Here is a 26,713-nt window from a genome sequence, read left to right as displayed (position 1 = left end):
ATTGCCTTCTTGATCGCCGGCCAGGAGCATTATGAAACAGCCTGACCTGCCTGATAACGCGCCTGTCGCGCACTCTCTCTCCCTGTTCCGCCAGCGCGCGCCGCTGATCCACTGTATGACTAACGACGTGGTGCAATCCTTCACCGCTAACGTGTTGCTGGCGCTGCGGGCCTCGCCCGCGATGGTTATCGATGCCGAAGAAGCGGCGCAGTTCAGCGCTATCGCCGATGCGCTGTTAATTAACGTCGGAACGCTGACCCAGCCGCGCGCCGCTGCGATGCTGGCGGCAGTCAACGCCGCCAACGCAGCCGGTACCCCCTGGACGCTCGATCCTGTGGCGGTAGGCGCGCTGCGTTTGCGCAGCGAATTCTGCCAGCGGCTGCTGACGCTGCGGCCCGCCGCCGTTCGCGGCAACGCCTCTGAAATCCTCGCGCTGGCGCTACAGCAGGGCGGCGGACGCGGCGTGGATACGCAGCACACGACGGAATCAGCGCTTTCTGCCGCCCGGCAGCTGGCGCAGCGCTACGCTACCATTGTGGCGATCACCGGCGAGGTGGATTACGTCACCGACGGCGAGCGTACGCTGCGAATTCCGGGCGGTTCGCCGCTGATGACGCGCGTGGTCGGCACAGGCTGCGCGCTCTCGGCGGTCGTCGCCGGCTTTGCGGCGCTGCCGGGCGATCGGCTGCTGCATATTGCCAGCGCCTGCCGGATTATCTCCTGCGCCGGAGCCCACGCGGCGGCGGCGGTTAACGGGCCGGGCAGCTTTATTCCTGCCTTTCTCGACGGGCTGTGGAATCTGAACGAGGAGGCGCTGGCATGATGCGCATTAACGCTTTAACTATTGCCGGTACCGATCCCAGCGGCGGCGCCGGTATCCAGGCGGATCTGAAAACCTTCTCCGCGCTGGGCGCTTATGGCACCAGCGTGATTACCGCGCTGGTGGCGCAAAATACCCGCGGCGTGCAGTCGGTTTACCGTATTGAACCTGACTTTGTTGCCGCACAGCTGGATTCCGTATTAAGCGATGTGCGCATTGATAGCGTCAAAATCGGCATGCTGGCGGAAAGCGATATTGTCGAGGCGGTGGCGGAAAGGCTTAGCCGCGCCGCTATTCCCTGGGTGGTGCTGGATACGGTCATGCTGGCGAAAAGCGGCGATGCGCTGCTGTCGCCGCAGGCGGTAGCAACGCTGCGTCAGCGGCTGCTGCCGCAGGTTTCATTAATTACGCCCAACCTGCCGGAGGCGGCGGCGCTGCTGGATACCCATCATGCATGTGATGAGGCGGAAATGAAGCAGCAGGGCAGAGCGCTGCTGGAACTGGGCTGTGCGGCGGTGCTGATCAAGGGCGGCCACCTCAGCGATGCCGAAAGCCCGGACTGGCTGTTTACCCGCGACGGCGAGCAGCGCTTTACCGCGCCGCGCATCGCAACGCGCAATACGCACGGCACCGGCTGCACGCTCTCTTCGGCGCTGGCCGCGTTACGTCCGCGTCACGGCGACTGGGGCAGCACCATTGCGGCGGCCAAAACCTGGCTGCAGGGCGCGCTGGAACAGGCTGATACGCTGCAGGTGGGAAACGGTATCGGGCCAGTGCATCATTTTTACCGCTGGTGGTAAGGCGTAAGGTAATACGTATATTTCTGAAAAATGGAGTCAGCAGTTTGCGTTAGCGACTGAAAGGACGTCAGTCTGTGGCGGGTCGCCGGGCGGTCTGAAAACTGCCCGGCCAGTAAAGCCTTGCCTCAACCTTACAGGAGCAAACATGACGGACATCGTACAGTTATTGGGCAAAGAAGCGGATAGCCTTTTGCAACATCGCTGCATGACCATTCCAGCGGAAAGCCTTTACCTGCCGGGCGCGGATTATATCGATCGGGTCATGATCGATAACAATCGTCCTCCTGCGGTGCTGCGTAATATGCAGACGCTGTATAACTCTGGTCGCCTGGCGGGCACCGGCTATCTTTCTATCCTGCCGGTCGATCAGGGCGTAGAGCATTCCGCCGGTGCCTCTTTTGCCGCTAATCCGCGCTATTTCGATCCGAAAAACATCGTTGAGCTGGCTATTGAGGCGGGCTGTAACTGCGTGGCCTCAACCTATGGCGTGCTGGCGGCAGTATCCCGCCGCTACGCGCACAAGATCCCGTTTATGGTAAAGCTGAACCATAACGAAACCCTGAGCTATCCGGCGCAGTACGATCAAACCCTGTATGCCAGCGTCGAGCAGGCGTTTAATCTGGGCGCGGTAGCCGTCGGCGCAACCATTTACTTTGGATCAGAACAGTCTCGCCGTCAGATTGAGGAAATTTCCGCCGCCTTTGAGCGCGCGCATGAACTGGGAATGGTTACCGTGCTTTGGGCCTATCTGCGCAATGACGCCTTTAAAAAAGAGGGTGTGGATTACCACGTCAGCGCCGATCTTTCCGGCCAGGCCAACCATCTGGCCGCGACCATTGGCGCGGATATTGTAAAACAGAAAATGGCGGAAAATAACGGCGGCTACAATATGGTGAAATTTGGCCATACCGATGAACGGGTTTACAGCAAGCTGACCAGTGAAAACCCCATCGATCTGGTGCGCTATCAGCTGGCTAACTGCTATATGGGCCGCGCGGGATTAATTAACTCAGGCGGCGCATCGGCGGGCGAAACCGATACCGCTGAATCGGTTCGCACGGCGGTGATCAATAAACGCGCGGGCGGTATGGGCCTGATTTTAGGCCGTAAAGCGTTTAAGAAATCAATGAAGGATGGCGTGGCGTTAATCAATGCGGTGCAGGACGTCTATTTAGCAAAAGATATTACTATCGCCTGACTTTTAGCGGGGGCGGCTCTGCGCCGCCCTGTTAGCCGTCACGCCTGTTCAAACCATGCGCTGTTTTGCTCGGCGACAGGCGTAATAGAAGAAATTATCTCCTGCAGATGCCGACGCATCGCCTGTTCAGCGCCGTCGGCATCTTTATTGCGCAACGTACTGAGGATCTCCTCATGCTGTTCAATCAGGCTCTCCGGCGGCGAAACCTTGCTAAGCGTTAAAAAGCGCACGCGATCCATGCTAGCCTTGATATTTTCTACCGTTTCCCACGCCAGCTCGCAGTGAATACTTTGTGCAATCAACAGATGAAACTCATCGTCCAGCATTAAAAAAGCCTGCACGTCGTGGCGCTGCGCCGCCATTTTTTGTAGCTGAAGGTTATGTTCCAGCGCCATTAACGCGGCGGGCGCCGCTTCCATTGCCGCCCGGCGCACCACGGCGATTTCTACCGCTTCACGAATAAACCGGCCGTCTGCCACGCGCTGCGCGGAGATTTTACGGACAAAGGTGCCACGCTGCGGCAGAATTTGTACCAGCCCGGCCTCCGCCAGTTTGATAAAAGCTTCCCGGACCGGCTGGCGCGAAACGTTAAAACGTGAAGAGACCTCTTTTTCCGACAGCAGCGAACCGGGAGGGATGACGCAGGTCACAATATCCTGACGCAAAAATCGATAAATCTGTTGATTAACCGGCTCGTTGGCGGTGATGGTGTAGGTTATTGACATACGACAACTTTCCTGGACGGCTGGACGCGAAAGCCTTCAGTCTAAACAGCCCGTTAGCTCCGCGCCAGCCCTTTTGTCAAAGGAACAATTAATAGCTGGCGATCAGCTGTTTAACCGTTTCTTTGGCACCAGACCGCAGCAGCTGCTGATAAAAATCGAGCACCCGCGCGGTAAACTGCGTATTAGCAGGCAGATCGTCGCCGAACACCTTTTTCAGCGAGAGCAGGGCGGCAATACGCGCTTCGCCTTCCGCACTTTCGCTGACGCGCTGCGCCAGCGCCTCTTTTAACGGATCGTTAATTTCAATCGGGTTGCCCTGTTCATCAACGCCGCCAACATAGCGGATCCAGCCCGCTACCCCCAGCGCCAGCAGATCGAAACGGCTATGGTGCGCCAGATGCCAGCGAATACTGTCGAGCCAGCGCTGCGGCAGCTTTTGCGTACCGTCAGCAGCGATTTGCCAGGTGCGGTGCTTAATGGCGCGGTTTTGATAGCGTGCAATTAGCGAATCGGCGTAGGCGACCAGGTCAATCTCTTTGGTGCGCAGCGTCGGGGCCTGTTCCGCCAGCATCAACGTACGGGCGGCGCGCAGGAAATCGTCATCTTCCATACAGTCACTGATATGCTGATAGCCCGCCAGATAGCCGAGATAAGCCAGGAATGAGTGGCTGCCGTTAAGCATACGCAGCTTCATCTCCTCGAACGGCAGCACGTCATCCACCAGCTCCGCGCCGGCTTTTTCCCAGGCGGGGCGGCCATTGACAAAATTATCTTCAATCACCCACTGAAAAAAGGGTTCGCACTGGACGGCAACCGGATCGTAGCAGCCCAGCTTTTCGCCCAGCGCATCCAGCGCTTCCTGCGTCATCGCCGGAACAATGCGATCGACCATGGTGGAGGGGAAGGTCAGATGGTGGCGGATATAGTCCGCTAACCCGGCATCCTGTTTCTCCGCCAGCTGTAAAATCACATTGCGCGTCACGTGGCCGTTTTCCGACATATTATCGCAGGACATTACGCTGAACGGCGGCAGGCCACCATCGCGGCGGCGCTTAACGGCGGCCAGAATCACGCCGGGCAGCGACTGCGGCGCATCCGGATGGGCAATATCATGCTGAATTGCCGGATGTTCAAGGTTAAGCTGGCCGGTAGCCGGATGATGACAGTAGCCTTTCTCGGTAACGGTCATTGAGACGATAGCAATCTCCGGCTGACACATAGCCGCAATCACCGCGTCGATGCCATCGGTACGTGCATTCACGGCGGCGGTAATCACCCCCACCGCGCGCGACGTTTTACCGCTGTCCGCCATCTCAGTTACGGTATACAGATAATCCTGCTGGCGCAGCGATGCCATCAGATGACTGGTACTGTGCAGATTGATTGCGCACTCGATATAGCCCCAGTCGCTGTGCTGCTCGCGTGCCAGTCGGTCGGCGCATACCGCCTGATGGGCGCGATGAAAAGCGCCAAAGCCGATATGCAGAATGCGCGCGCGCAGGCGGGAACGATCGTAATCGGGAATTAAAACATCGTCTGCCAGTGTCTCAACGGATAGCATAAGAAAATCCTTCTTACTTAACGTAAAAGGCGCGCCAGGCGCGCCGGAAGTGTTTATACAGAAACGGGTTTGCTGGTGGCCTTCGGGCTTTTTATGACGAAAAGCACCAGCATCGCGCCAAGCCCGGCAACCACGCCAGCCAGTATGAAAGCGCTGTCGAATTTGCCGGTATGCTGCACAATAAAGCCGGTGACGATCGGGCCGATAATCCCGGACAGGCTGCCAATCAAATGGATAAAGCCGCTGATCCCGCCGACGCGGCTTTTATGCACCACATCCTGAATAATCGCCCAGTAAATAGCGCCGGTGATGTACAGGAAGAAGATCGACACGGACATCAGCAATACCGCGGAAACTACCCCTTCTACCGTACCGGCCAGCGCCACACAAAGAGCGGCAGCCAGTAACGCGACCACCAGCACAATTTTTCGTGACAGCAGCAGCCGACCGGTGATGTTAAAAATCTTATCGGAGATCCAGCCGCCCAGCGCCAGGCCGATAAAACCGACAATCCACGGGATTACGGTGGTCATGCTCATCGATTTAATGTCCAGGCCGTGCGCCTGCACCAGATAAGCCGGGAACCAGCTCAGGAAGAAGAACAGAATGTAGTTGTAACAGAAGAAGGCAAAGGCGGTAACCAGGATAATCGGCTGACGCAGGTAGTAGCTTAGCCCGTGCGCGGCCTGAGTCAGATCGGCCTCTTCGCCCGGCTGTTGCTCTTTCAGTTGATCGATTAAGGCGCGCTCTTCGGCTGAGACACGTTTGCTGCGTGCCGGATTATCAGCGGCGATGAAAAACCAGATCACCATCCAGACAATGCCGATCGAACAGATAATGACAAACGCCAGTCGCCAGCCGAATGCCAGCGCCAGATAGCCGATAATCGGCCCGGCCACCGCGCCGCCGAGCGGCGAACCCGCGCTCAGAAAGCCCATCGCGGTTGCCGCCTGTTTTTTCGGGAACCAGCCGTTAATCGCCTTGTTGGCGGAGGCGCAGATCGGGCCTTCCGCCATGCCGAACAGCACACGCAGGATCAGCATCGACCAAAAGCCGGTAGCGACGGCGGTCAGGCCGCAGAACAGCGACCACATGCCTACCGCCAGGCCCAACACCAGCGTTGGGCCATATTTGTCGGTCGCCAGACCGCCAATAAAATTAAACAGGGCATAGCCGAAAAAGAAGCTGCCGAAAATCAGGCCGAACTGCTCGGCGTTCAGCATCAAATCTTTTTCAATCATCGGTACGGTGAGGGAAAGCGCTACGCGATCGAGGTAGTTGATCATGTAGACCAGAAACAGCAGAAGTACTATGGTCCAACGCAAATTCTTGAACATGGTATCTCCGTAATTATTTGATAGTTATAATAATTTATGGAAGGGCGGCCGTACCGCCCAACCCCTGGCTTATTCAACAGATAAAATAACTTTGCAGCAGGTGCGGGGATCTTTTTCAAACAGCGTCATGGCCTGCTCAATTTCGGTAAGCGGTAAATAATGCGTGACCAGCTTTTCCGGCTGGATAGCGCCGCGCTCAATCCATTCAATAACCTGCGCAAAGCGATGGCTGTTTAGCCGCGAGGTAAACAGCGACAGCTCTTTACTGGTCAGGCTTTGCTGCGTCAGCGTGCAGGGCTCGGCAGAGAAACCCAGCAGGCCAATGCGCGCCGCCGGCGAGGCCAGCGCCGCCGCTTCCGCCAGAATCGACGGATGGCAGGCAGCATCAATAATCAACGTCGGCTGTACGCCTTCCAGCTGGGCCGCCAGCGGCACGTCGCTATTATTAAAGATCGCGTCCGCGCCGCTTTGTTGCGCTAATGCCAGCCGCTCCGGCAGACGATCGACCACCAACACCTGCTGCACGCCATAAACACCCTTCAGCACCTGAATCGCCGTCAGGCCCATCGGACCCGCGCCGTATACCAGAGCGATATCCTGCGCGGTGGGCTGCAGAAAAGCGGTGATATTGGCGGCAATGGTAAAAGGCTCAATCAGGCTGGCCAGCTTGTCGGGAATGCTGTCCGGCACGCGGTAAGCATTGCGGGCTGGCGCAACGGCATATTCGCTAAAGCCGCCGTCGCGATGCACGCCAATAACCTGCAGCTCACGGCAGACGTTAGGACGTCCTACCGAGCAGGGATAGCAGTGGCCGCAGCTCACCACCGGATCGACCGCCACGCGTTCGCCGATGCGTCCGGCATCAACGCCGGCGCCGACGGCGTCGATCACGCCAAAAAATTCATGGCCAATAACGCGCGGATAGCGCGCAAAGGGGTTATGGCCGTGCCAGATATGCACGTCTGAGCCGCAAATGCTGGCGTAGCGAACTTTTATCCGCACTTCGCCTGCGACAGGTTCCGGTAACGCGCGCTGCTGCAGTTGCAGTTCGCCGGGCTGTTCGATAACCACACTTTTCATCATCATTTCCTTACCAGTTCCATAAAGTGCCATCTTCAAGACGGGCGACCGGCAGATAGGCGGGCTCGTATGGGTATTTCGCCGCCAGCTTCTCATTGAACTCAATGCCCAGGCCTGGCTTATCGCCCGGATGCATATAGCCGTTATCGAAGGTCCAGCTGTGCGGGAAGACTTCCAGCATCTGCGCGGAATAACCCATATATTCCTGCACGCCGAAGTTTGGCACCCACAGATCGAAATGCAGCGCCGCCGCCATGCAGATCGGCGACAGATCGGACGGGCCGTGCGATCCGGTGCGTACCTGATACAGCGAGGCGAAATCAGCGATGCGGCGCATACCGGTGATGCCGCCCGCATGGGTAATGGTGGTGCGGATATAATCGATCAGCTGTTCTTCGATCAGCTGCTTGCAATCCCAGATACTGTTAAATACTTCGCCCACGGCGATCGGCGTAACGGTATGCTGGCGGATCAGACGGAAGCACTCCTGATTTTCCGCAGGCGTTGGATCTTCCATCCAGAACAGGCGGTAATCTTCGATGCGCTTGCCGAAGCGCGCCGCTTCGATCGGCGTCAGACGATGGTGCATGTCATGCAGCAGATGCTCATCGAAGCCAAAGCGCTCGCGCACGGCGGCAAACAGTTTGGGCGTAAAGTCGAGGTATTTTTCACTGGACCACAGCTGCTCTTCCGGCCAGTCGCCTTTGGTGGCGGGCTCATAGGCCAGACCTTTGCCTTTCGCCATGCCGTAGGTGGTTTTCATGCCCGGCACGCCGCACTGAACGCGAATGGCCTTAAAGCCCATCTCTTTATGGCGCGCATAGTCATCCAGCACTTCATCAATACTGTGGCCGGTGGTATGGCAGTACACCATAACGCCGGTACGCGACGCGCCGCCCAGCAGCTGATAGAGCGGCATATTGGCGGCTTTGGCTTTGATGTCCCACAGCGCCATATCGACGGCAGAAATGGCGGACATGGTGACCGGGCCGCGCCGCCAGTAGGCTCCCTTGTAAAAGAACTGCCATATATCTTCAATTCGGTGCGCGTCGCGGCCAATCAGCTGCGGACAGATATGATCTTTCAGATAAGAGGCGACCGGCAGCTCGCGGCCGTTGAGCGTGGCGTCGCCAATGCCGGTAATCCCTTCATCGGTGGTGATTTTCAGCGTGACAAAGTTCCTGCCTGGACAGGTAACAAAGACTTCAGCGTTAACAATTTTCATTTTTCTGGCCTTTATAGCGTCTTCAGGTGAGCGAAATTTAAGCTCCGTCGTACTACCATACAAGTAGCGATTAGCAGGAGTTCGATCGGGATCACACTGTTTCGCGCTCTCTGGCTACGCTGAGAAAAATATTGTTCCGGGCGCTATCCCTGTTATTTACCTGGCGCATCCTTAAAACTGCAGTTTTGGACAGAATTATCATTACCGATCTATATTATTAACGTTTGTATTTATACAATTTTTATAAAAAGGAAAGCCTGTAAATTTTCATAATTATTCCGCAGGCGCTGAGTAAAGCCAGCCGCAGAAAGTTAAATAAGCTATGTCCTAAAAAATGACAAGCAGCAAATATATTAGGTTTAAAGGTTAATGGAAAAGTTTAGTTCGTTAATTATTATTTTATATATTATTAAATTGGATATTTTAATTTTTTGCAAAAAATGGCAGTGAATTAAAATGCCGTGAAATTAGCCTCTCATTTAAAGTTGAACTATGAATAATCATTCCGGCGTTTTCGTTAATTCCGTTGAGAGCAGCCCGCTCCGCCCACGACAAGAATCAACCATAAATTGCGCCAGCTGTAGCGCTGCTGGCGCTGTCTGTCTGTTAAGCTTATCGCACAGCGCAGCCGTTTCAGAAGAAGCCAGCCATTACTCTGAGCACCTGCATGATAACGCTATGAGTCAACTTCGCTTTCAAATGGGTAGCAGCGTTGATGCGCAAATAAAAAACATTAATAATTTTATTCTGGCCCGTACCGGCTGTCATGGGCAGGAATATCCAGGCTTTCTTACTTTAAATCAGGCAAATCGCTGGATGCTAACCAAACCGATGGGAAGCGTTTTTGTGATTTATGCAAAAGGCAAGATAAGAGGTAAGGAGTACTGCCATTTTCTTAATGCCGTACGTGCGGTAAACATGGTATATGTGGATTTCCAGACTAACCGGGGAGGCAGAATAACAGGACGAGGAAGAAGTTATCCGCCTTATCCGGGCAGCCTGGGGCCTGCTACTTCCACAGCGCCTTTTGTCGGCATTATTACGCAAGAAACCGCCTCCGGGGGATCGCATTTACATGCCGCCCGACAGCCAGGCAGTTTTGAACCTGATACGCTTTCATTAAGGGTTTCCGCTTTTATAAAATTTTAAAAGGCGGCCTCTCTGGCGTTTAACAGACAGAGAGGCGGGCCTGAGTTATTGAGCGGCTTAACGCGGCCACGTTTCGACTTGTCACGCCATAACGCAGCAGAATAACCGCGTTCGTTACGGCGTTTAATGCTGTTGCCAGTCCTGGTATTCGCCCTGCCGTTTGGCGGGGGCGGTTTCCGGCAGAAGCGTAATGCCGATTAAAGAAAGCAGGCCGAGCACAATCATATAAATCGCCAGGCCGCCGTAGTGACCGCCGCTCATCTGCAAAATTTTAATCGCCGTCAGGCCAAGAATACCGCCGCCGATTAGCGAGCCGGTCTGCCAAATCAGGGCAATTCCGCTACAGCGAATGTGTGAAGGGAACAGCTCTGGAAACCAGGCGGCCTGCGGGGCATAACACATGCTGTGACCGAGTGTCAGCACCAGGATCATCGCCAGCTGCGTCAGCCAGCCGTTGCCGGTTTGCAGCGCCATAAACCAGGGAACAATGGCCAGCGTCAGCAATAGCGTGCCCATAAAGTAGACGCGCCGGCGGCCAATCCGATCGGACAGATGCCCCATCAGCGGAATAGCGATAATCTCCAGCAGCACCGCAACAATCATGGTTTGCATCAGCAGATTGGCATCCAGCTGATTGGCCTTGCCCCACGCCAGCACAATCACGGTAAACATACCGAACGCGCCTGCCTCCAGCAGTTTCGCCAGTACGCCGTAACAAACAATACCGGGATAATCGCGCACCACTTCTTTAAGCGGTCGTGATTCTGCCGCTTTGGTTTCACGGATTTTGGCGAAAACTGGCGATTCATCAATGCGCAGACGGATAAACATGCCGAGCACCACCAGCACGGCGCTTAACAGGAAAGGAATGCGCCAGCCCCAGGCCATCATACTTTCGGCAGAAAGCGTGGCGTTGAGCAAGGCAAACAGCGCCAGCGGCAGTAAAAAGCCGGTCGGCGCGCCTATCTGCACCCAGCTGGCGAAAAAGCCTCTGCGGCTCGGTTCGGCATATTCTGCCGTCATCAGCACCGCGCCTGCCTGCTCGCCGCCGACGCCGAACCCCTGAATAATGCGGATAATAATCAGCAGAGTGGGCGCCCAAAGGCCGATTTTGTCATAGGTGGGCAGCAGCCCAATGCAGAAGGTACCGAGCCCGACCAGCAGGATAGTAATTACCAGCGCTTTTTTGCGGCCAACTTTATCGCCTATATGACCAAAAATGATGCCGCCCAGCGGACGCGCCAGGAAGCCAACGGCATAGGTGGCAAAAGCGGCGAGCGTACCGATCAGTGGATCGGTGGCAGGAAAAAACAGCGGGCCAAAGAACAGTACGGCGGCGGTACCGTAGGCAAAAAAATCATAATATTCGGCGGCGGTTCCTATGGCTGAAGCGGTAGCAACGCGGCGTATTACCGCAGTATGGCTGGCCGGCGTCGCCGCAGCCTGCGTGTGTATATCGGTCATAGTTTTTCCTGATGCAACGGTAAACCAGGGTTGGCTGACTACCATACCAGTGCCAATGGGAAATGCCGCGACCAGGATCACGTTGGTAGAATTTCGAGCGATTTATCCATAACCGCCTGTCAGAAAAGAATAAATTTTTAACCAACAGGCCGGAAGAGGTGAGAGACGTCAGGAAAGCAGTTCACACTGCGGCGGTAAACGGCAGGCCAGCGCGCCAGGGATAACCTCAATGTGAAACTCGGTGCCGCTGAGCGGTTCGCCGTCGAGGTTAAAGGTCATCTCGTTGGGTGAGGAAATTTTCAGCCAGGGTAGCGTAGCGGAAATAATATTTGGATTCTGTTCGTCGCTAGTTAAAGAGTGCAGCAGCGTGGAAAGCAGCTCTTGCGAATTGACGATGCTCAGATCCAGTAAACCATCGTTAATTAACGCCCGGGGACAAAGACGCTGTCCGCCGCCCGCCTGACGTCCATTGCCGATGCCAATCGCCAGCGCGTCGCCGTACCAGGTAAAATCGGGACCGCTGATTGCGCAGCTATCCGCCTTCAGCGTATCCATGCGCATCAGGCCATGAATAAAATAGGAGACGCCGCCCAGCGCTGATTTCAGCTTTTCCGGCGTTTCGGTAGTAATACGCGTGCCAAATCCGCCCGTCGCCATATTAATGAAATAACGATCCTGATTAACGCGCGCCAGGTCAATATTGACCGTTTTGCCCGCAATCGCCAGCTGCAGCGCCGCCTGCGGATCTTCAGGAATACCGGCGCTGGTTGCGAAGTCGTTGGCGGTGCCCAGCGGTAAAATACCCAAAATCGGCCGGGAGGATGGCGTAATGTTAATCAGGGCATTCGCCAGTTCATTAATGGTGCCATCACCGCCGCCCGCTACCACGGTAGCTGCACGCAGCGCAATGGCTTCCTGCAGATAACGTTCGCTGTCGCCCGGCTCCCAGGTCACGCGGACTTCAATGGGATAACCTTCGGCGCGCAGCGTGGCGATTGCCGCCCGCAGCGCCTCGTTTCCCGCACCTTTTCCATTCAGGATCACCAGTGTTAAAGCCTGTTTTTCCATGCTATTTCCCCTGGCAGCATATTTCGCAGTAAGAGTGAGATTGATGACAATGTGTCGGCGCGGCCTACCTTTTGGGTTGGTCACGCGTTTTTGTCAGAGTGTTTTTATAGCACAGAAGAGGAAAAAATCGCGCGCCCAGGTGGGCTTTAAGCGCGACACGCAAAGAAAAACCCGCACGGGGGAGCCGGGCGGGCGAATGAGGTGGTTCCTGGTATAGACTGCCGTTTCTTTTTGCTCGTTTTAGCAAGCGCGATGTTAGCGTCAAACCGTGTCGGCTAATGTGATCAAATTCTAAAAACTGTCACGGCAGGTCATTAAACATTCAATCGTTCGCATCCGTTAGCGATGCCGATGCAGTAACAAAAGCAAGGGAGTGGGATTGAGTTATCCTGGATTGCCCCGCGTTTGCGTCGCGACATACAGCAGGGATCGCAGGCATATTCACCTCAGGCCTGAAACAGGCGCTGACTGGCAAATACGGGGCCAGCAGAAAGTTATTTTCTAAAGAATATGTATAGCACAACAGGAATTGAAATAATTACAAAAGTACCAGAATATTCCGGGAAAAAGATGCCTGAAAGATAGGCCACCAGTGCTACGATTCCTATCATTAAATAGGTAGCTAACTCTACCCATATATCCTGTAAAATTTTCTTTATCAGGTTCATGATAAAAGATCTTCAATCATTTTGAACAGTTGTTCTGCATTACGTGGCCTACCATATCCGAGATACTTCTTTATGCCAGGCTCAACAAGAAAATACAACCCATCAACATGATAGTAACGCAGAATTTGATAAAATTCTGGGTCTGGTTTTTCTAGTCTGTACGCTGCCTGCATACGTTTATGCAAGAGACCATAATGCTCTAATAAACTTATGGACCTGCATGCTTCAACCGCCCGTCAATGGCTTCCTGCTGTCGGACTGGGCGGGTGCAGAGCCGCACTAACACTATGCATCCGTGACCCGCACAAAGAAGAGAAGGTGACAGCGATAAACGCAGCACCGGTACAAAGGCCGGATGCGGAAAGTAGCGGGCAAATGGCCTGGAAAACTGCTGAAGCCGATGACTGTCTCTCTATTCTGTTGAACATTAGAATCGACGTGGCAGATCAGATAATTGTAAGTTACGATGAAAAACTGGAGATGCTTTATTATTTTATCGAGCCGATTCTTTCAGATAGTATGTCTAAAGTAATATTAAAGAAATATACAACTATGGACGAACTGGTAGACGAAATTCGCAGGAGTTATAATGTTTAACTCACTGATTTATTTTGTTTTAACTTACGTGGTGTTTCCTGCAATCATTTTATTTTTCGGTTTTTTATGGCTATATTTATTCCCTGAATATTGGGCCGGTTAATGCTTGTTACCGTAATTATTGTGATATGGCAATTCCCGCGCATAACAGCAAAGTTCGGGAAGTAAGATTAAAAAAGTATATAAAACTCTGCCTTGTAGGGTTGGTCGATAAAAACATTTCAATGGAAAAACAGGCTGAATGCCTGTTTTTTATCTTTTGTCGATAAAAAACCGGACTTACAGCCCGGCTGTGTTAGTTGCTGTTACGCCGCCGTTTTTGCTTCATTAATTTGCGCCGGAGGCGCTAACCTCCGCGTGCGGATTACGCGTGGTGGTGCCGTTAAGATTACGCATCAGCAGGGCAAAATTCAGATCTATCTCTTCCGGCACCGGCAGCCAGACGATATGGCCATTACCCGGCGCGACCTCAATCGGCTGGCCTTTACTGTTTTCCAGCGCCGTCAGGGTAAAGTGCAGATTACCGGCGGGCGTCATCAGCTCCAGGCTGTCGCCAGAGGAAAACTTATTTTTCACATCCACCTGCGCCAGACCGCCGCGCCGTTCGCCGGTAAACTCGCCGACAAACTGCTGACGCTCAGAAATCGAGTAGCCGTAATCATAGTTTTGATAGCTGTCATGCGTATGGCGGCGCAGGAAACCTTCGGTATAGCCGCGGTGTGCCAGGCCTTCCAGCGTCGCCAGCAGCGTGGGATCGAACGGCTTGCCAGCGGCAGCGTCGTCAATGGCGCGACGATAAACCTGCGCGGTACGGGCGCAGTAGTAGAACGATTTGGTGCGTCCTTCTATCTTCAGCGAGTGGACGCCCATCCGCGTCAGACGTTCGACGTGCGCCACGGCGCGCAGATCTTTGGAGTTCATAATATAGGTGCCGTGCTCATCCTCAAACGCGGTCATATACTCGCCGGGGCGCATCGCCTCTTCGATCATAAATACTTTATCGGTCGGCTGACCGGCGCCGAGCGTCGGCGTAACATCCTGCACCGGAATCGGTTCATACTGATGCACAATATTGCCGATCTCATCCTCTTTGCCTTCCTGAACTTTATATTCCCAGCGGCAGGCGTTGGTGCAGGTTCCCTGATTGGGATCGCGTTTGTTGATATAGCCGGAAAGCAGGCAGCGCCCGGAATAGGCCATGCACAGCGCGCCGTGCACAAAGATCTCCAGCTCCATCTCCGGCACCTGCTGACGGATCTCTTCAATCTCTTCCAGCGACAGTTCGCGTGACAGAATGACGCGCGACAGGCCCATCTGCTGCCAGAATTTCACCGTCGCCCAATTAACCGCGTTGGCCTGTACCGACAGATGAATCGGCATAGCGGGGAAAGCTTCGCGCACCATCATAATCAGGCCAGGATCGGACATAATCAGCGCGTCCGGCTGCATATCAATCACCGGCTGTAGATCGCGGATAAAGGTTTTCAGCTTGGCGTTATGCGGGGCGATATTGACCACTACATAAAACTTTTTGCCCAGCGCGTGCGCTTCCTGAATGCCCAGCGCCAGATTCTGATGGTTAAATTCGTTGTTGCGCACGCGCAGGCTGTAGCGTGGCTGGCCGGCGTACACTGCATCAGCGCCATAGGCGAAGGCGTAGCGCATATTTTTCAGCGTACCGGCCGGAGAGAGGAGTTCCGGTTTAAACATAATATTCTCAGTCTGATGTCAGGTCAGATATTGCGGACGGGCACAGCAAAAATTGATGGCCCGTTAAAAGGTGAGGAATTCTAAGCGGCTGAACCAGGGATGTAAATTGCGCTAGATCAAGCGACACTCATCCGCCTCCCAGCGGTAGCCCATCCCGTATACGGCGCGAATAAAGGGCTGGTCGGCATCCAGCGCTTCCAGCTTGCGGCGGAGATTTTTGATATGGCTGTCAATGGTGCGATCGGTCACCACGCGGTAATCGTCATACAGATGATTTAACAGCTGCTCACGCGAAAAGACTTTGCCGGGCTCCTGCGCCAGCGTTTTCAGCAGGCGAAACTCGGCGGGCGTCAGATCGAGCGCTTTCCCCGCCCAGCTGGCCTGAAAACGCATTTCATCCACCACCAGCGGCGAAGGCGGCGCGATTTCTTCCGGCGGGCGCTGACAGCGGCGCAGAATGGTTTTTACTCGCGCCACCACTTCACGCGGGCTGAAGGGCTTACAGATATAATCATCCGCGCCAATCTCCAGCCCCAGCAGCCGGTCGATCTCTTCGATTTTTGCGGTGACCATCACGATCGGCAGATCGGAGAAGCGGCGTAGCTCACGGCAGACGGAAAGACCATCCAGGCCGGGCAGCATCAAATCCAGCAGGATCAGATTCGGCGGCGTGTGCTTCACAAACGCAACAACCTCATCCCCGCGCGCCAGATGATGGGTGCGGTAATTGGCCGCCTGCAGATAGTCAATCATCAGCTGAGCGATCTTCGGTTCATCTTCCACGATCAGGATAAGGGGCATGTTAAATTCGGTCATGGCTGGCTATTCAAAGTTTATCGTGCGGCAATTCTACTCTGATTTGCAGCCCACCTAAATCAGAGTGATCGGCTGACATCGTCCCGCCATGCGCTTCGACAATATTTCGACAGATCGCCAGGCCCAGCCCGGAGCCGCCGCTGGCGCGATTCCGCGAGCCTTCGGTGCGGTAAAAGCGCTCAAAAATTTGTTCACGCTGCGCGTCGGCGACGCCCGGCGCGGAATCATCAATCAGCAGCTGCCAGCGATCCGCCGAACTCTGCAGCGTCATTTTTACCGTTCCGCCTGGGTCGGTATAGCGCAGACTGTTTTCCAGCAGATTGGTGAACAGCTGAATAAGCCGATCGGGATCGCCAAAGAAGGGTGCCTGTTCCGGCAGCTGCAGCTGCAGGGTCAGCGCATGGCTGGCGTAGCGGGCGCGGAAATTACCGGCGACCAGCTCCAGCAGCGCCGCCAGATCGGTCGGGCTTTTGCGGTAGGCGAGAGCGCCCTCATCCGACAGCGACAGCTGATGTAAATCATCAACCAGCTTGGTTAGCGTGGCGACCTCCATCAGTAGCGAACTGACCGCCTCAGGCGTCAGCTTGCGCACGCCATCCTGCATGGCTTCCAGCTCGCCGCGCAGGATCGCCAGCGGCGTGCGCAGCTCGTGGGAAATATCCGCCATAAAGGCGCGGCGCATACTTTCGTTTTTTTCCAGCGAGCTGGCAAGGCGGTTGAAGTCCTGCGCCAGCCGTCCCAGTTCATCCTGGCTGCTTACCGCCACCCGGCTGGTGAAATGGCCTGCCGCCAGCTGGTGGGTGCCCGCGACCAGCCGTTTAACCGGGGCCAGCAGCCCGCGCGACATCAGCCAGGTGACCGCCGCCGCCAGCAGCGTCGATAGCCCAACGATGAGCCAGCTGGTGCGTCGCTGCTGCTGATCGAAATGAATGTCGGCGCTGCGCGTCAGGCGCTCCGGCGGCGAACCAATGACCCAGCCGACAACATGGCCGCTGTCGGTAGTAATGGTGCGCCGGATCCCCTCCTGCGGCACTGGCGAATGCGGGCCGATCAGCACATGATAGCGCTGGTCGATAATCCAGAACTGCGTGCGCCAGCCGTGCGGCGGCAGATTATTATTGGTATCGGGATTCTGCTCCAGCGAGCGCAGGATAGAAAACATCAGCCGGTTATTATTGCGCAAAAACTCCCAGCTGCCGTGCTGCTGATACTGGTCCGCCAGCGCCTCGCTCAGCAGCGTCAGCCGCTGTTCATTGCCGCGTTTGATGTAATCAATAAAGCCATGTTCAAAGCTGAGGCGTACGCCCCAGTGCATGGTGATCAGCACCAGCATGCAGGTGGAAAAAATGGCGCAAAACAGCTTCGCGCTGATGCCAAAACGTAGTTTATCCATTAACGCGACGATCTCCCGCGGCCCAGCGCCGCATTTTTACTCGACTCTTTTGGCACGCGCCAGAAAACCAGCGCCGGCAGCGTAATCGCCAGCGCCACGCAAAGCCAGGTATAAATAAAGGTTTCATGCGCCATTTCGCTGTCGATAGCGGCGTGATGGCCAAACGCCCCCAGCAGCAGGCCAGCGATGGTGACGCCGATACTCATCGCCAGCTGCATAATCATCGACAGCAGGCTGTTGCCGCTGGAGGCGAGATTATCCGGCAGCTCTTTTAACGTCAGCGTATTCATTGAAGAGAAGCGAATGGCGTTCACCATGCCCTGAAAAAACAGCACTATCGGCAGCGCCCAGACCCAGCCCATCAGCGCCACCAGCGGAAACAGCAGCACCACCGCCGCCAGCGCTAAGGTCGAGCCCACCAGCACATTACGGTAGCCAAAGCGGTTAACGATCTGCACCACGATGCGCTTCATGCCCATATTGCCGAGCACCATCGGGATCATCATCAGGCCTGCGTGAAACGGGCTGTAGCCCAGGCCCAGCTGTAAAAATAGCGGCGTCATAAACGGCAGCATTCCGCTGCCGATACGCCCGGTCAGGCTGCCCAGCAGGCCGACCGAGTAGGTGCGGTTGGCAAACAGCTTCAGGCTGAACAGCGCGTTTTCATTGCCGCGCGCGTGCATCAGATAAAACAGCAGCGAGAAGACGCCCGCCAGGATCAGCAGCCCCATCACCAGCGGCGAATTGCCGGAGCCGTGCTGGCCGTCCAGCGCCAGCGTCAGCGTCGCCATGCCCGCCGCCAGCAGCAGAAAACCGGAAAAATCGAAGCGGCGCGTCTGCATGGAGTAGTTAGGCATCAGGGTAATGGTCGCCAGCGCGCCCAGAATGCCGACCGGCAGATTGATCAGGAAAATCCAGTGCCAGCTGGCATATTCCACCAGCACGCCGCCCAGCGCCGGGCCGACCAGCGGACCAATCTGTCCCGGTAGCGTCACAAAGGTCATGGCCGCCATATATTGCTCACGCGGCACGATTTTCATTACCGTCAGACGGCCCACCGGCACCAGCATCGCGCCGCCGAAGCCCTGCAGCACGCGGGCCAGCACCAGCTGATCCAGCGATCCGGCCACCGCGCAGAACAGTGAACCCAGGCTAAACAGCACGATGGCGGCAAAAAAGATATTGCGTACGCCAAAGCGGTCCGCCAGCCAGCCGCTGAGCGGCAGGGTCACCGCCACCGTCAGCACATAGGAAACCACTACCGAATGCATCTGCAGCGGATCGACGCCTAAATCACGCGCCATTGAGGGCAGGGCGGTGTTAACGATGGTGGTGTCCAGCGTCTGCATAAAAAAGCCAATGGCAACGATCCACAGTTGCCAGCGTACCGATGCAGATTGCCCATTCTTCATAGTTCGCCCCTGTTATGCATTAAGCCCGGCGGCCGGTTAACCGGTGGCCGTCAGCGGTTTTTTCTGTCGACGCAGCTTGTCCATATAAAGATAAACCACCGGCGTGGTATACAGCGTTAACAGCTGGCTCATCACCAGGCCGCCGACGATGGTAATGCCCAGCGGCTGACGCAGCTCCGCGCCATCGCCGCTGGTCAGCACCAGCGGCAGCGCGCCCAGCAAGGCGGCCAGCGTGGTCATCAGTATCGGCCGAAAGCGCAGCAGCGACGCCTGGAAGATCGCCTCGCGCGCGCTCAGGTTGCCGTTGCGCTGCGCCTCCAGCGCAAAGTCCACCATCATAATGGCGTTCTTCTTCACGATACCGATCAGCAGCATAATGCCGATCAGCGCAATCAGGCTGAAAGGCGCACCAAACAGCTCCAGCGCCAGCAGCGCGCCAACGCCCGCCGAAGGCAGGGTGGAGAGAATAGTCAGCGGATGAACATAGCTCTCATACAGGATCCCCAACACAATATAGACCGTGGCGATAGCCGCAACGATCAGCCACAGCTGGCTGTTCTGCGTCTCTTTAAACACCTGAGCGGTACCGGCAAAGCTGCCGCGCACGCTGGACGGCACGCCCAGCACCGTCATGGTGCGCTCAATCGCCTCTGACGCCTGCGACAGCGAAACGCCTTCCGGCAGGTTAAAGGCGATGGTGGAGGCTGCCGACAGCCCCTGATGGTTTACCGAGAGCGGCGCATTGGCCGGCTGCCAGCGGGCAAACCACGACAGTGGAACCGGCTTGCCGTCGCTGTTAACCAAAAACATCTGATCCAGCGCGCTAATATCCTGGGTATAGCGCGGATCTACCTCCATCACCACTTTGTACTGATTAAGCGGCTGGTAAATGGTCGAAATCTGACGCTGACCAAAGGCGTTATTCAGCAGGGCGTTAGCGTCGGAAACATCAATGCCCAACCGCGCCATACTTTGCCGATCGTAGGTCAGCGCCATCTCGGCGCCTTTGTCCTGCTGATCGGAACTGACGTCGGCCAGCTCCGGCAGCTTGCTGAACGCCGCGCGGATTTTCGGCTCCCAGTTACGCAGGTCGCTTAAATTATCCGACAGCAGCGTGTACTGATAGCTGGCGTTGGCCTCACGTCCGCCGACGCGAATATCCTGCACCGGCATCAGAAACAGGCTGGCGCCCGGCTCCTTCGCCAGCTTAACGCGCAGCCGGGCGATCACCTGTTGGGCGCTTTCGCTGCGCTCAGAGAGCGGCTTCAGGGAGATAAACATCGAGCCGCTGTTGGTGCGCGAACCGCCGGTAAAGCCGGTCACGTTATCCACCGCCGGATCTTCGCGAATAATCCGCATAAAGTCGGCCAGCTTGCCGCGCATTGCCTGGAAAGAGATGCTCTGATCGGCCGAGATAAAGCCCATCAGGCGGCCGGTATCCTGTTCCGGGAAAAAGGTTTTCGGAATGGTGATATAGAGATAAATCGTCAGGCCGATGGTGGCCAGCAGCAGCAGCAGCGCCCAGCGCGCCCGGGCCAGCACCCAGTGCAGCGAACGGCCATAGCCGCGCTGCAGGCCCAGCAGTAGACGGTTAAAACCGCGGATGCGTGGCTGGCTGCCGGCGCGTTCCGCCTTTAACAGCCAGGCGCACATCATTGGCGTCAGGGTGATAGAAATCACCAGCGAGATCATAATCGCCACCGACAGGGTAACGGCAAATTCACGGAACAGCCGTCCCACCAGCCCGCCCATTAGCAGCAGCGGAATAAACACCGCCACCAGCGAGATGCTCATCGACAATACGGTAAAGCCCACTTCGCGCACGCCCTGCAGCGCCGCCTGCAGCGGTTTCATTCCCGCTTCGATATGGCGGGAAATATTCTCCAGCACCACAATGGCGTCATCCACCACAAAGCCGGTGGCGATGGTCAGCGCCATTAGCGACAGGTTATTGAGGCTGAAGCCGCACAGGTACATGGCGGCAAAGGTGCCAATCAGCGAGACCGGCACCGCCACCGCCGGGATCAGGGTGGCGCGCCCGGAGCGCAGGAACAGAAATACCACCAGAATCACCAGCGCCACGGCAATCACCAGCGACTGCTCCACCTCTTCCAGCGAGGCGCGAATGGTCGGCGATCGATCCTGCGCCACCGCCAGATTGACGGCGGCGGGAATAATTTCATGCAGCTCCGGCAGTTCGGCGCGAATGCGGTCAACGGTCTGAATAACGTTAGCGTCAGCGGTTTTGCGGATCACCAGCAGCACCGCCGGTTTGGCGTTGGTCATCCCGGCGTTGCGCACATCCTGCACCGAGTCGGTGACGGTAGCGACATCCGCCAGACGCACCGCCGCGCCATTATTGTAATGCACCACCAGCGGCTGATATTCCGCCGCGGTTTTCAGCTCATCATTGGTTCTGAGCTGCCAGCGCTGGCCGTTGTTTTCTATCGCCCCCTGCGGACGGCGCACGTTGGCGTTGGCGATTGCCTGGCGTACCGCATCCAGCGAGACGCCCTGATTAAACAACGCCTGCGGATTCAGCTGCACCCGCACCGCCGGCAGCGAGCTGCCGCCAACCGTCACGTCGCCGACGCCTTCGATCTGCGACAGCTTCTGCGACAGCTGCGTTGAGGCGTAGTCATACAGCTGGCCGGGCGTCCAGTCGTCGGAGGTCAGCGTCATAATCATAATCGGCGCATCGGACGGGTTCGCCTTGCGCCAGCTGGGACGGCTCGGCATGCCGCTGGGCAACAGGCTTTGCGCCGCGTTAATCGCCGCCTGCACATCGCGCGCCGCGCCGTTAATATCGCGATCGTAATCGAACACCATAATAATGCGCGTGCTGCCCAGCGAGCTGGTGGAGGTCATTTCGCTGACGCCGGCGATGCGCCCCAGCGAGCGTTCCAGCGGCGTCGCCACCGACGACGCCATAGTTTCCGGCGACGCGCCCGGCAACGAGGCGCTGATCATAATCACCGGGAAATCAACCTGCGGCAGCGGCGACACCGGCAGCAGGCGAAAACCGAGAATGCCGACCAGCGCAATCGAGAGCGTCAGCAGACAGGTAGCAACCGGACGGTAGATAAACAGCGCAAAAAACTTCACGACTGCGTCTCCCCGCGCTGCCAACGGCGACGCGTATAGTGCGCCAGACGATCGAACAGCAGGTAAATCACCGGCGTGGTGAACAGCGTCAGGATCTGGCTAAGGATCAGCCCGCCGACCATCGCGATGCCGAGCGGACGACGCAGCTCCGCGCCGACGCCGGTACTCAGCATCAGCGGCAGCGCGCCCAGCAGCGCCGCCAGCGTGGTCATCAGAATCGGACGGAAGCGCAGCAGACAGGCCTGATAGATCGCATCATACGGCGTTTTGCCCTGTTCACGTTCGGCGGCAAGGGCAAAGTCGATCATCATGATGGCGTTTTTCTTCACGATGCCGATCAGCAGAATAATGCCGATAATCGCGATCACATCCAGTTCGTGGCCGCTCAGCAGCAGCGCCAGCAGCGCGCCGACCCCGGCGGTAGGCAACGTCGAAAGAATGGTAATCGGATGGATAAAGCTCTCATACAGCACGCCGAGCACGATATACATCGCCACGATGGCCGCCACAATCAGCCACACCGTGCTGCCCAGCGCCGCCTGGAACGCCAGCGTGCTGCCCTGGAAGCGGGTCATAATCTCCGACGGCATCGCCAGATCTTTTTCCGCTACGCTGATGGCCTGCACCGCTTCGCCCAGCGAATAGCCGCTGTTGAGATTGAACGAGAAGGTGGTGGAGGGGAACTGATCGAGATGGTTAATCGTCAGCGCGCCATGCTGCTGTTCAACCTGGGCAAGGGTGCTGAGCGGCACCGCGCCGCCGTCGCTGGTGGCGATGCGAATGGCCTCCAGCGCCTGCAGGCCCGGCGCGTTTTGTGTATCCTGCTCCAGCACCACGCGATACTGATTGGCCTGGGTGTAGATGGTTGAAATCAGCCGCTGGCCGAAAGCGTTATACAGCGCGTTATCAATATCGCTCATGCTGATGCCGAGGCGGCTGGCGCTGTCGCGGTCGACTTTGATATACGCCTCCAGCCCTTTATCCTGCCAGTCGCTGCTGACATCCTTCAGCTGCGGCAGCGTACGCAGGCGCGCCAACAGCTGCGGTACCCACTGGCTTAGCGACTCCAGCGAGCCGGTTTGCAGCGTAAACTGATACTGCGTGCGGCTCAGCTGGGTATCGATGGTTAAATCCTGCACCGGCTGCAGCCACAGCGTTACGCCCGGCACGCGCGCCACCGCGCTTTGCAGACGTTCAACCACCGCCGGGATACGATCGTCACGCGCATCCAGCGGCTTCAGGTTAATCTGCACGCGCGCGCTGTTCAGCGCCGGATTGGTGCCGTCAACGCCGACAAAAGAGGTCACGCTCTGCACCGCCGGATCGCGCTCAATAATCGAGGCGACATCGCGCGTGCGCTGCGCCATGCTGGCGTAAGAGACGCTTTGCGGCGCCTGCAGCGTGCCCTGAATAATGCCGTTATCCTGCAGCGGGAAGAAGCCTTTCGGGATGACGACCCACAGCAGTAGCGTCAGGACCAGCGTGCCCAGCGCCACGCTTAGCGTGAGCCACGGATGGTTTAACACGCGGGTAAGAAAACGACCGTAGACGGCGATAATACGCTCAAACATCGCTTCGCTGGCGCGGGAAAAGCGGTTCTGTCGGCGCAGCGATTCCGCGTTTAGCATGCGCGCGCACATCATCGGCGTTAGCGTCAGCGAGACGATGGCGGAAATCAAAATCGCCACCGCCAGCGTGACGGCAAACTCGCGGAACAGACGCCCGACAATATCGCCCATAAACAGCAGCGGGATCAGCACCGCGATCAGCGAGAAGGTGAGAGAGATAATGGTAAAGCCAATCTCACCGGCGCCTTTCAGCGTGGCCGCTAACGGTTTTTCCCCCTGTTCGATATAGCGGGAAATGTTCTCGATCACCACAATCGCATCGTCCACCACAAAGCCGGTAGCGATGGTTAGCGCCATCAGCGTCAGGTTATTGACCGAGAAGCCCAGCAGATAAAGCACCGCAAAGGTGCCGATCAGCGACAGCGGCACCGCCACCGCCGGAATAATGGTGGCGGGGACGTTGCGCAGAAACAGATAGATAATCATGACCACCAGCGCCAGTGCCAGCAGCAGTTCCAGCTGCACGTCATGCACCGAGGCGCGGATATTGGTGGTGCGGTCGGAAAGCAGCTTCACCTCGACCGATTTCGGCAGCGAGGCGGTCAGCTCCGGCAGCAGGCTGCGGATATTGTCGGCGGTGGCGATGATATTCGCCCCAGGCTGCCGCTGTACGTTCAGCACAATGGCCTGCTGGCGATTGGCCCATGCGCCAAGCCAGCTGTTTTCCGCGCCCTGTTCGACGGTGGCGACATCGCCCAGCCGCACCGGCGCGTTATTGCTGTAAGCGACAATCAGCTGACGATAATCTTCCGCCGACTGCATCTGGTCGTTGGCCGACAGGGTAATTGAGCGCTCCGGCCCGTCGAGGCTGCCTTTCGCCGAGTTGACGTTGGCGTTAGCGATAGCGGTGCGCACCGTTTCGCTGTCGAGGCCGAGCGAAGCCAGCGCCTGCGCATTCATTTTTACGCGTACCGCCGGACGCTGTCCGCCCGACAGCGTGACCAGGCCTACGCCGCTAACCTGAGAAATTTTCTGGGCGATGCGGGTTTCCACCATATCCTGCACCTGGATCATCGGCATACTGGTGGTGGTGACCGCCAGCGTCATAATCGGCGGATCGGCGGGATTGACCTTGCTGTAAACCGGCGGATTAGGTAAATCGCTCGGCAGCAGGTTGGTGGCGGAGTTAATCGCCGCCTGAACTTCCTGCTCGGCGACATCCAGCGGCAGCGTAAGCTGAAACTGTAAGGTGACTACCGATGCGCCGCCTGAACTCTGCGATGACATCTGTTGCAGGCCGGACATCTGGCCAAACTGGCGCTCCAGCGGCGCGGTAATCGCCGAGGTGACCACATCGGGGCTGGCGCCGGGATAGAGCGTCACCACCTGAATGGTGGGGTAATCCACTTCCGGCAGCGCGGAAACCGGCAAAAAGCGATAGCCCAGAATACCGGCCAGCAGAATAGCGACCATCAACAGCGTGGTGGCGACCGGGCGCAGAATAAAGTGGCGGGACGGGCCGCCGGTGGCATTAGGAGGCATAACCTGCATCAGGCGCGATCTCCTTTAGCGCGCGCGGGCTGGGTCGCTTTATCGCTGCTGAGCTGCGTTGACTGCGGCGCCACGATTTCAACTTTCGCCCCTTCGGTCAGGCGATCCAGCCCGTCGGTAACGACGCGCTCTCCGGCATCCAGCCCGGCGCTAATCACCACTTTTTCGCTATCCTGCAGCCCCGGCTTGACGCTTTTCTTACTCACTTTATTCTCACTGTTAACCACCCAGACGAAATTGCCTTCGCTGCCCATCTGCAACGCGGCGACAGGGATAACCACCGCGTCGTGCAGCGTATCGACCTTCAGACGCGCATTGACAAACTGATTGGGGAACAGGCGATCGTCTTCATTGCTGAAGCGGGCCTTCAGCTTGATGGTGCCGGTCGTGGCGTCAATCTGGTTATCCAGGCTAAGCAGCTCGCCCTGCGTCAGCAACGTATCGTTGCTGCGATTCCAGGCCTCAACCATCAGCGGCTGGCCCGCTTTCTGCGCCTGCAGAATCGCCTGAATGGTATTTTCCGGCAGGCTAAACAGCACATCGATCGGATGCGTTTGCGTCAGCACCACCAGTCCGGTGCTGTCGCCGCTGGTAATATAGTTGCCGACATCGACCTGCTTAAGGCCGACGCGTCCGGCAATCGGCGCGGTAATGCGGCTATAGCTCAGATTAAGCTCGGCGCTGGCTACGCTGCCTTCATCCGCCTTGATCGTGCCCTGGGTTTCACTCACCAGCGACCGCTGGGTATCCAGCTCCTGCTGGGAAACCAGGTTGGTATTCGCCAGTTTTTGATAGCGCGCCAGATCGCGCTGGGCGTTAGCCAGCGTCGCCTTATCGCGCGCCAGCTGCCCCTGCGCCTGGGTCAGCGCCACCTGGTAAGGACGCGGATCGATCTCCGCCAGCAGCTGGCCCGCCTCGACCTGTTGTCCTTCCTGAAAATGAATCGCCATCAGCTGGCCGTCAACGCGGCTGCGCACCGTAACCGTATTGGCGGCGGTTACGGTGCCAAGGCCGGAAAAATATTGCGGTACGCTTTGCGTCTGCGCGGTGGCGGCCTGAACCGGCGCCAGCGGCATATTACGTCGGCCGCCTTTGCCGCGCTGCTGCTGTTGAGAAGAGTTCGCCGCGCCGTCGCCATCGCCTTTAGGCCACAAAAAATAACCGGCAACGGCGACCAGCGCGATAAGGATCAATAACAGGATATTTTTAGAGTTGGGGCGTGAGGCATTCATTGTTGTGTATTGCTCTCCGGCGGTGTAATCAACGGTTCCAGGCGGGTCAGTAAGGCCATCTCCCGCAAAGTTATCCAGTGTAAGTATCGAACAGGATAAAAAAATGGAGGAATTAAGAATAACTGTAAGGCGCCTGTAAGGCTGACGTAAGTATCCGCGATCTTGGCGAATGTGACAAATCAGAGCAGGGCAACAGAAAGCGATACAGAAGCACAGATGTTTGCTACGCTCATC

18 protein-coding genes and 1 pseudogene are annotated in these 26,713 nt (G+C 56.9%); 5 read left to right on the top strand and 14 right to left on the bottom strand.

Translation table 11 applies throughout. From position 1 onward, the window contains the following. Positions 1-31 precede the first annotated feature (31 nt). The 3 genes from thiM (at position 32) to fbaB (ending at position 2,818) form a co-directional block, all read left to right on the top strand. Positions 32-823 (top strand): hydroxyethylthiazole kinase, encoded by a 792-nt coding sequence (thiM, locus tag COO59_RS08525; protein ID WP_103059376.1) that lies wholly within the window; start codon positions 32-34, stop codon positions 821-823. Next, on the top strand, positions 820-1,620 hold the full coding sequence (gene thiD / locus COO59_RS08520; protein ID WP_103059375.1) for a bifunctional hydroxymethylpyrimidine kinase/phosphomethylpyrimidine kinase: 801 nt from the start codon (positions 820-822) through the stop codon (positions 1,618-1,620). The genes thiM and thiD overlap by 4 nt, the downstream gene beginning before the upstream one ends. Before the next feature lie 145 nt (positions 1,621-1,765). Further along, positions 1,766-2,818: a class I fructose-bisphosphate aldolase gene (fbaB, locus tag COO59_RS08515; RefSeq protein WP_103059374.1), complete on the top strand. Its 1,053-nt coding sequence runs from the start codon at positions 1,766-1,768 to the stop codon at positions 2,816-2,818. A gap of 38 nt (positions 2,819-2,856) precedes the next feature. On the opposite strand, the gene COO59_RS08510 is transcribed toward fbaB, so the two are convergent. The 5 genes from COO59_RS08510 to manD form a co-directional block, all read right to left on the bottom strand. Then, the gene (locus tag COO59_RS08510; RefSeq protein ID WP_103059373.1) at positions 2,857-3,543 is read right to left on the bottom strand and encodes a GntR family transcriptional regulator; all 687 of its coding nucleotides are present in this window, start codon (positions 3,541-3,543) and stop codon (positions 2,857-2,859) included. A gap of 88 nt (positions 3,544-3,631) precedes the next feature. Beyond that, positions 3,632-5,104: a mannitol dehydrogenase family protein gene (locus COO59_RS08505; RefSeq protein ID WP_103059372.1), complete on the bottom strand. Its 1,473-nt coding sequence runs from the start codon at positions 5,102-5,104 to the stop codon at positions 3,632-3,634. Between the two features lie 53 nt (positions 5,105-5,157). Continuing rightward, positions 5,158-6,441 (bottom strand): MFS transporter, encoded by a 1,284-nt coding sequence (locus tag COO59_RS08500; protein ID WP_103059371.1) that lies wholly within the window; start codon positions 6,439-6,441, stop codon positions 5,158-5,160. 69 nt (positions 6,442-6,510) lie between these two features. Continuing rightward, positions 6,511-7,521 carry a Zn-dependent oxidoreductase gene (locus COO59_RS08495; RefSeq protein WP_103059370.1) on the bottom strand — a complete coding sequence of 337 codons (1,011 nt, stop codon included), beginning with the start codon at positions 7,519-7,521 and terminating at the stop codon, positions 6,511-6,513. 10 nt (positions 7,522-7,531) lie between these two features. Continuing rightward, positions 7,532-8,746, bottom strand: a complete 1,215-nt coding sequence (manD, locus tag COO59_RS08490) for a D-mannonate dehydratase ManD (RefSeq protein ID WP_103059369.1) — start codon at positions 8,744-8,746, stop codon at positions 7,532-7,534. 678 nt (positions 8,747-9,424) lie between these two features. Between manD and COO59_RS08485 the strand changes: the two genes are divergently transcribed. After that, complete coding sequence (locus COO59_RS08485) at positions 9,425-9,895, top strand: hypothetical protein (RefSeq protein WP_133158596.1); 471 nt, start codon at positions 9,425-9,427, stop codon at positions 9,893-9,895. A gap of 123 nt (positions 9,896-10,018) precedes the next feature. Here the strand turns inward: COO59_RS08485 and COO59_RS08480 are convergent, their stop codons facing one another. Together COO59_RS08480 and yegS are read right to left on the bottom strand one after the other, a co-directional pair. After that, positions 10,019-11,359, bottom strand: a complete 1,341-nt coding sequence (locus COO59_RS08480; protein WP_103059367.1) for an MFS transporter — start codon at positions 11,357-11,359, stop codon at positions 10,019-10,021. Between the two features lie 168 nt (positions 11,360-11,527). Further along, complete coding sequence (yegS, locus tag COO59_RS08475) at positions 11,528-12,427, bottom strand: lipid kinase YegS (protein ID WP_103059366.1); 900 nt, start codon at positions 12,425-12,427, stop codon at positions 11,528-11,530. Between the two features lie 884 nt (positions 12,428-13,311). On the opposite strand from yegS, the pseudogene COO59_RS08465 reads away from it, so the two are divergent. Further along, positions 13,312-13,434 (top strand): annotated as a pseudogene (locus COO59_RS08465) (IS630 family transposase); the annotation flags it as partial. A gap of 585 nt (positions 13,435-14,019) precedes the next feature. On the opposite strand, the gene trhP reads toward COO59_RS08465, so the two are convergent. The 7 genes from trhP to COO59_RS08430 form a co-directional block, all read right to left on the bottom strand. Further along, on the bottom strand, positions 14,020-15,402 hold the full coding sequence (gene trhP / locus COO59_RS08460) for a prephenate-dependent tRNA uridine(34) hydroxylase TrhP (RefSeq protein ID WP_103059364.1): 1,383 nt from the start codon (positions 15,400-15,402) through the stop codon (positions 14,020-14,022). A 111-nt stretch (positions 15,403-15,513) separates the two neighbouring features. Then, a complete protein-coding gene (gene baeR, locus COO59_RS08455; RefSeq protein WP_103059363.1) occupies positions 15,514-16,218 on the bottom strand; it encodes an envelope stress response regulator BaeR in 705 nt (234 codons plus the stop codon). A gap of 10 nt (positions 16,219-16,228) precedes the next feature. Beyond that, complete coding sequence (gene baeS, locus COO59_RS08450) at positions 16,229-17,611, bottom strand: envelope stress sensor histidine kinase BaeS (protein WP_103059362.1); 1,383 nt, start codon at positions 17,609-17,611, stop codon at positions 16,229-16,231. After that, the gene (mdtD, locus tag COO59_RS08445) at positions 17,611-19,023 is read right to left on the bottom strand and encodes a multidrug transporter subunit MdtD (protein WP_103059361.1); all 1,413 of its coding nucleotides are present in this window, start codon (positions 19,021-19,023) and stop codon (positions 17,611-17,613) included. The genes baeS and mdtD overlap by 1 nt, the downstream gene beginning before the upstream one ends. A 36-nt stretch (positions 19,024-19,059) precedes the next feature. Then, positions 19,060-22,128, bottom strand: a complete 3,069-nt coding sequence (gene mdtC, locus COO59_RS08440) for a multidrug efflux RND transporter permease subunit MdtC (protein ID WP_103059360.1) — start codon at positions 22,126-22,128, stop codon at positions 19,060-19,062. Next, on the bottom strand, positions 22,125-25,247 hold the full coding sequence (locus COO59_RS08435; RefSeq protein WP_103059359.1) for an MdtB/MuxB family multidrug efflux RND transporter permease subunit: 3,123 nt from the start codon (positions 25,245-25,247) through the stop codon (positions 22,125-22,127). The genes mdtC and COO59_RS08435 overlap by 4 nt, the downstream gene beginning before the upstream one ends. After that, positions 25,247-26,479, bottom strand: a complete 1,233-nt coding sequence (locus COO59_RS08430; RefSeq protein WP_103059358.1) for an MdtA/MuxA family multidrug efflux RND transporter periplasmic adaptor subunit — start codon at positions 26,477-26,479, stop codon at positions 25,247-25,249. The genes COO59_RS08435 and COO59_RS08430 overlap by 1 nt, the downstream gene beginning before the upstream one ends. Positions 26,480-26,713: the final 234 nt, after the last annotated feature.

The organism is Mixta theicola, from assembly GCF_002895925.1.
Taxonomy (GTDB): Bacteria; Pseudomonadota; Gammaproteobacteria; order Enterobacterales; family Enterobacteriaceae; genus Mixta; species Mixta theicola.
Note: the sequence above shows the minus strand (reverse complement) of the source record. Positions and strands in the feature narration are given on the sequence as shown.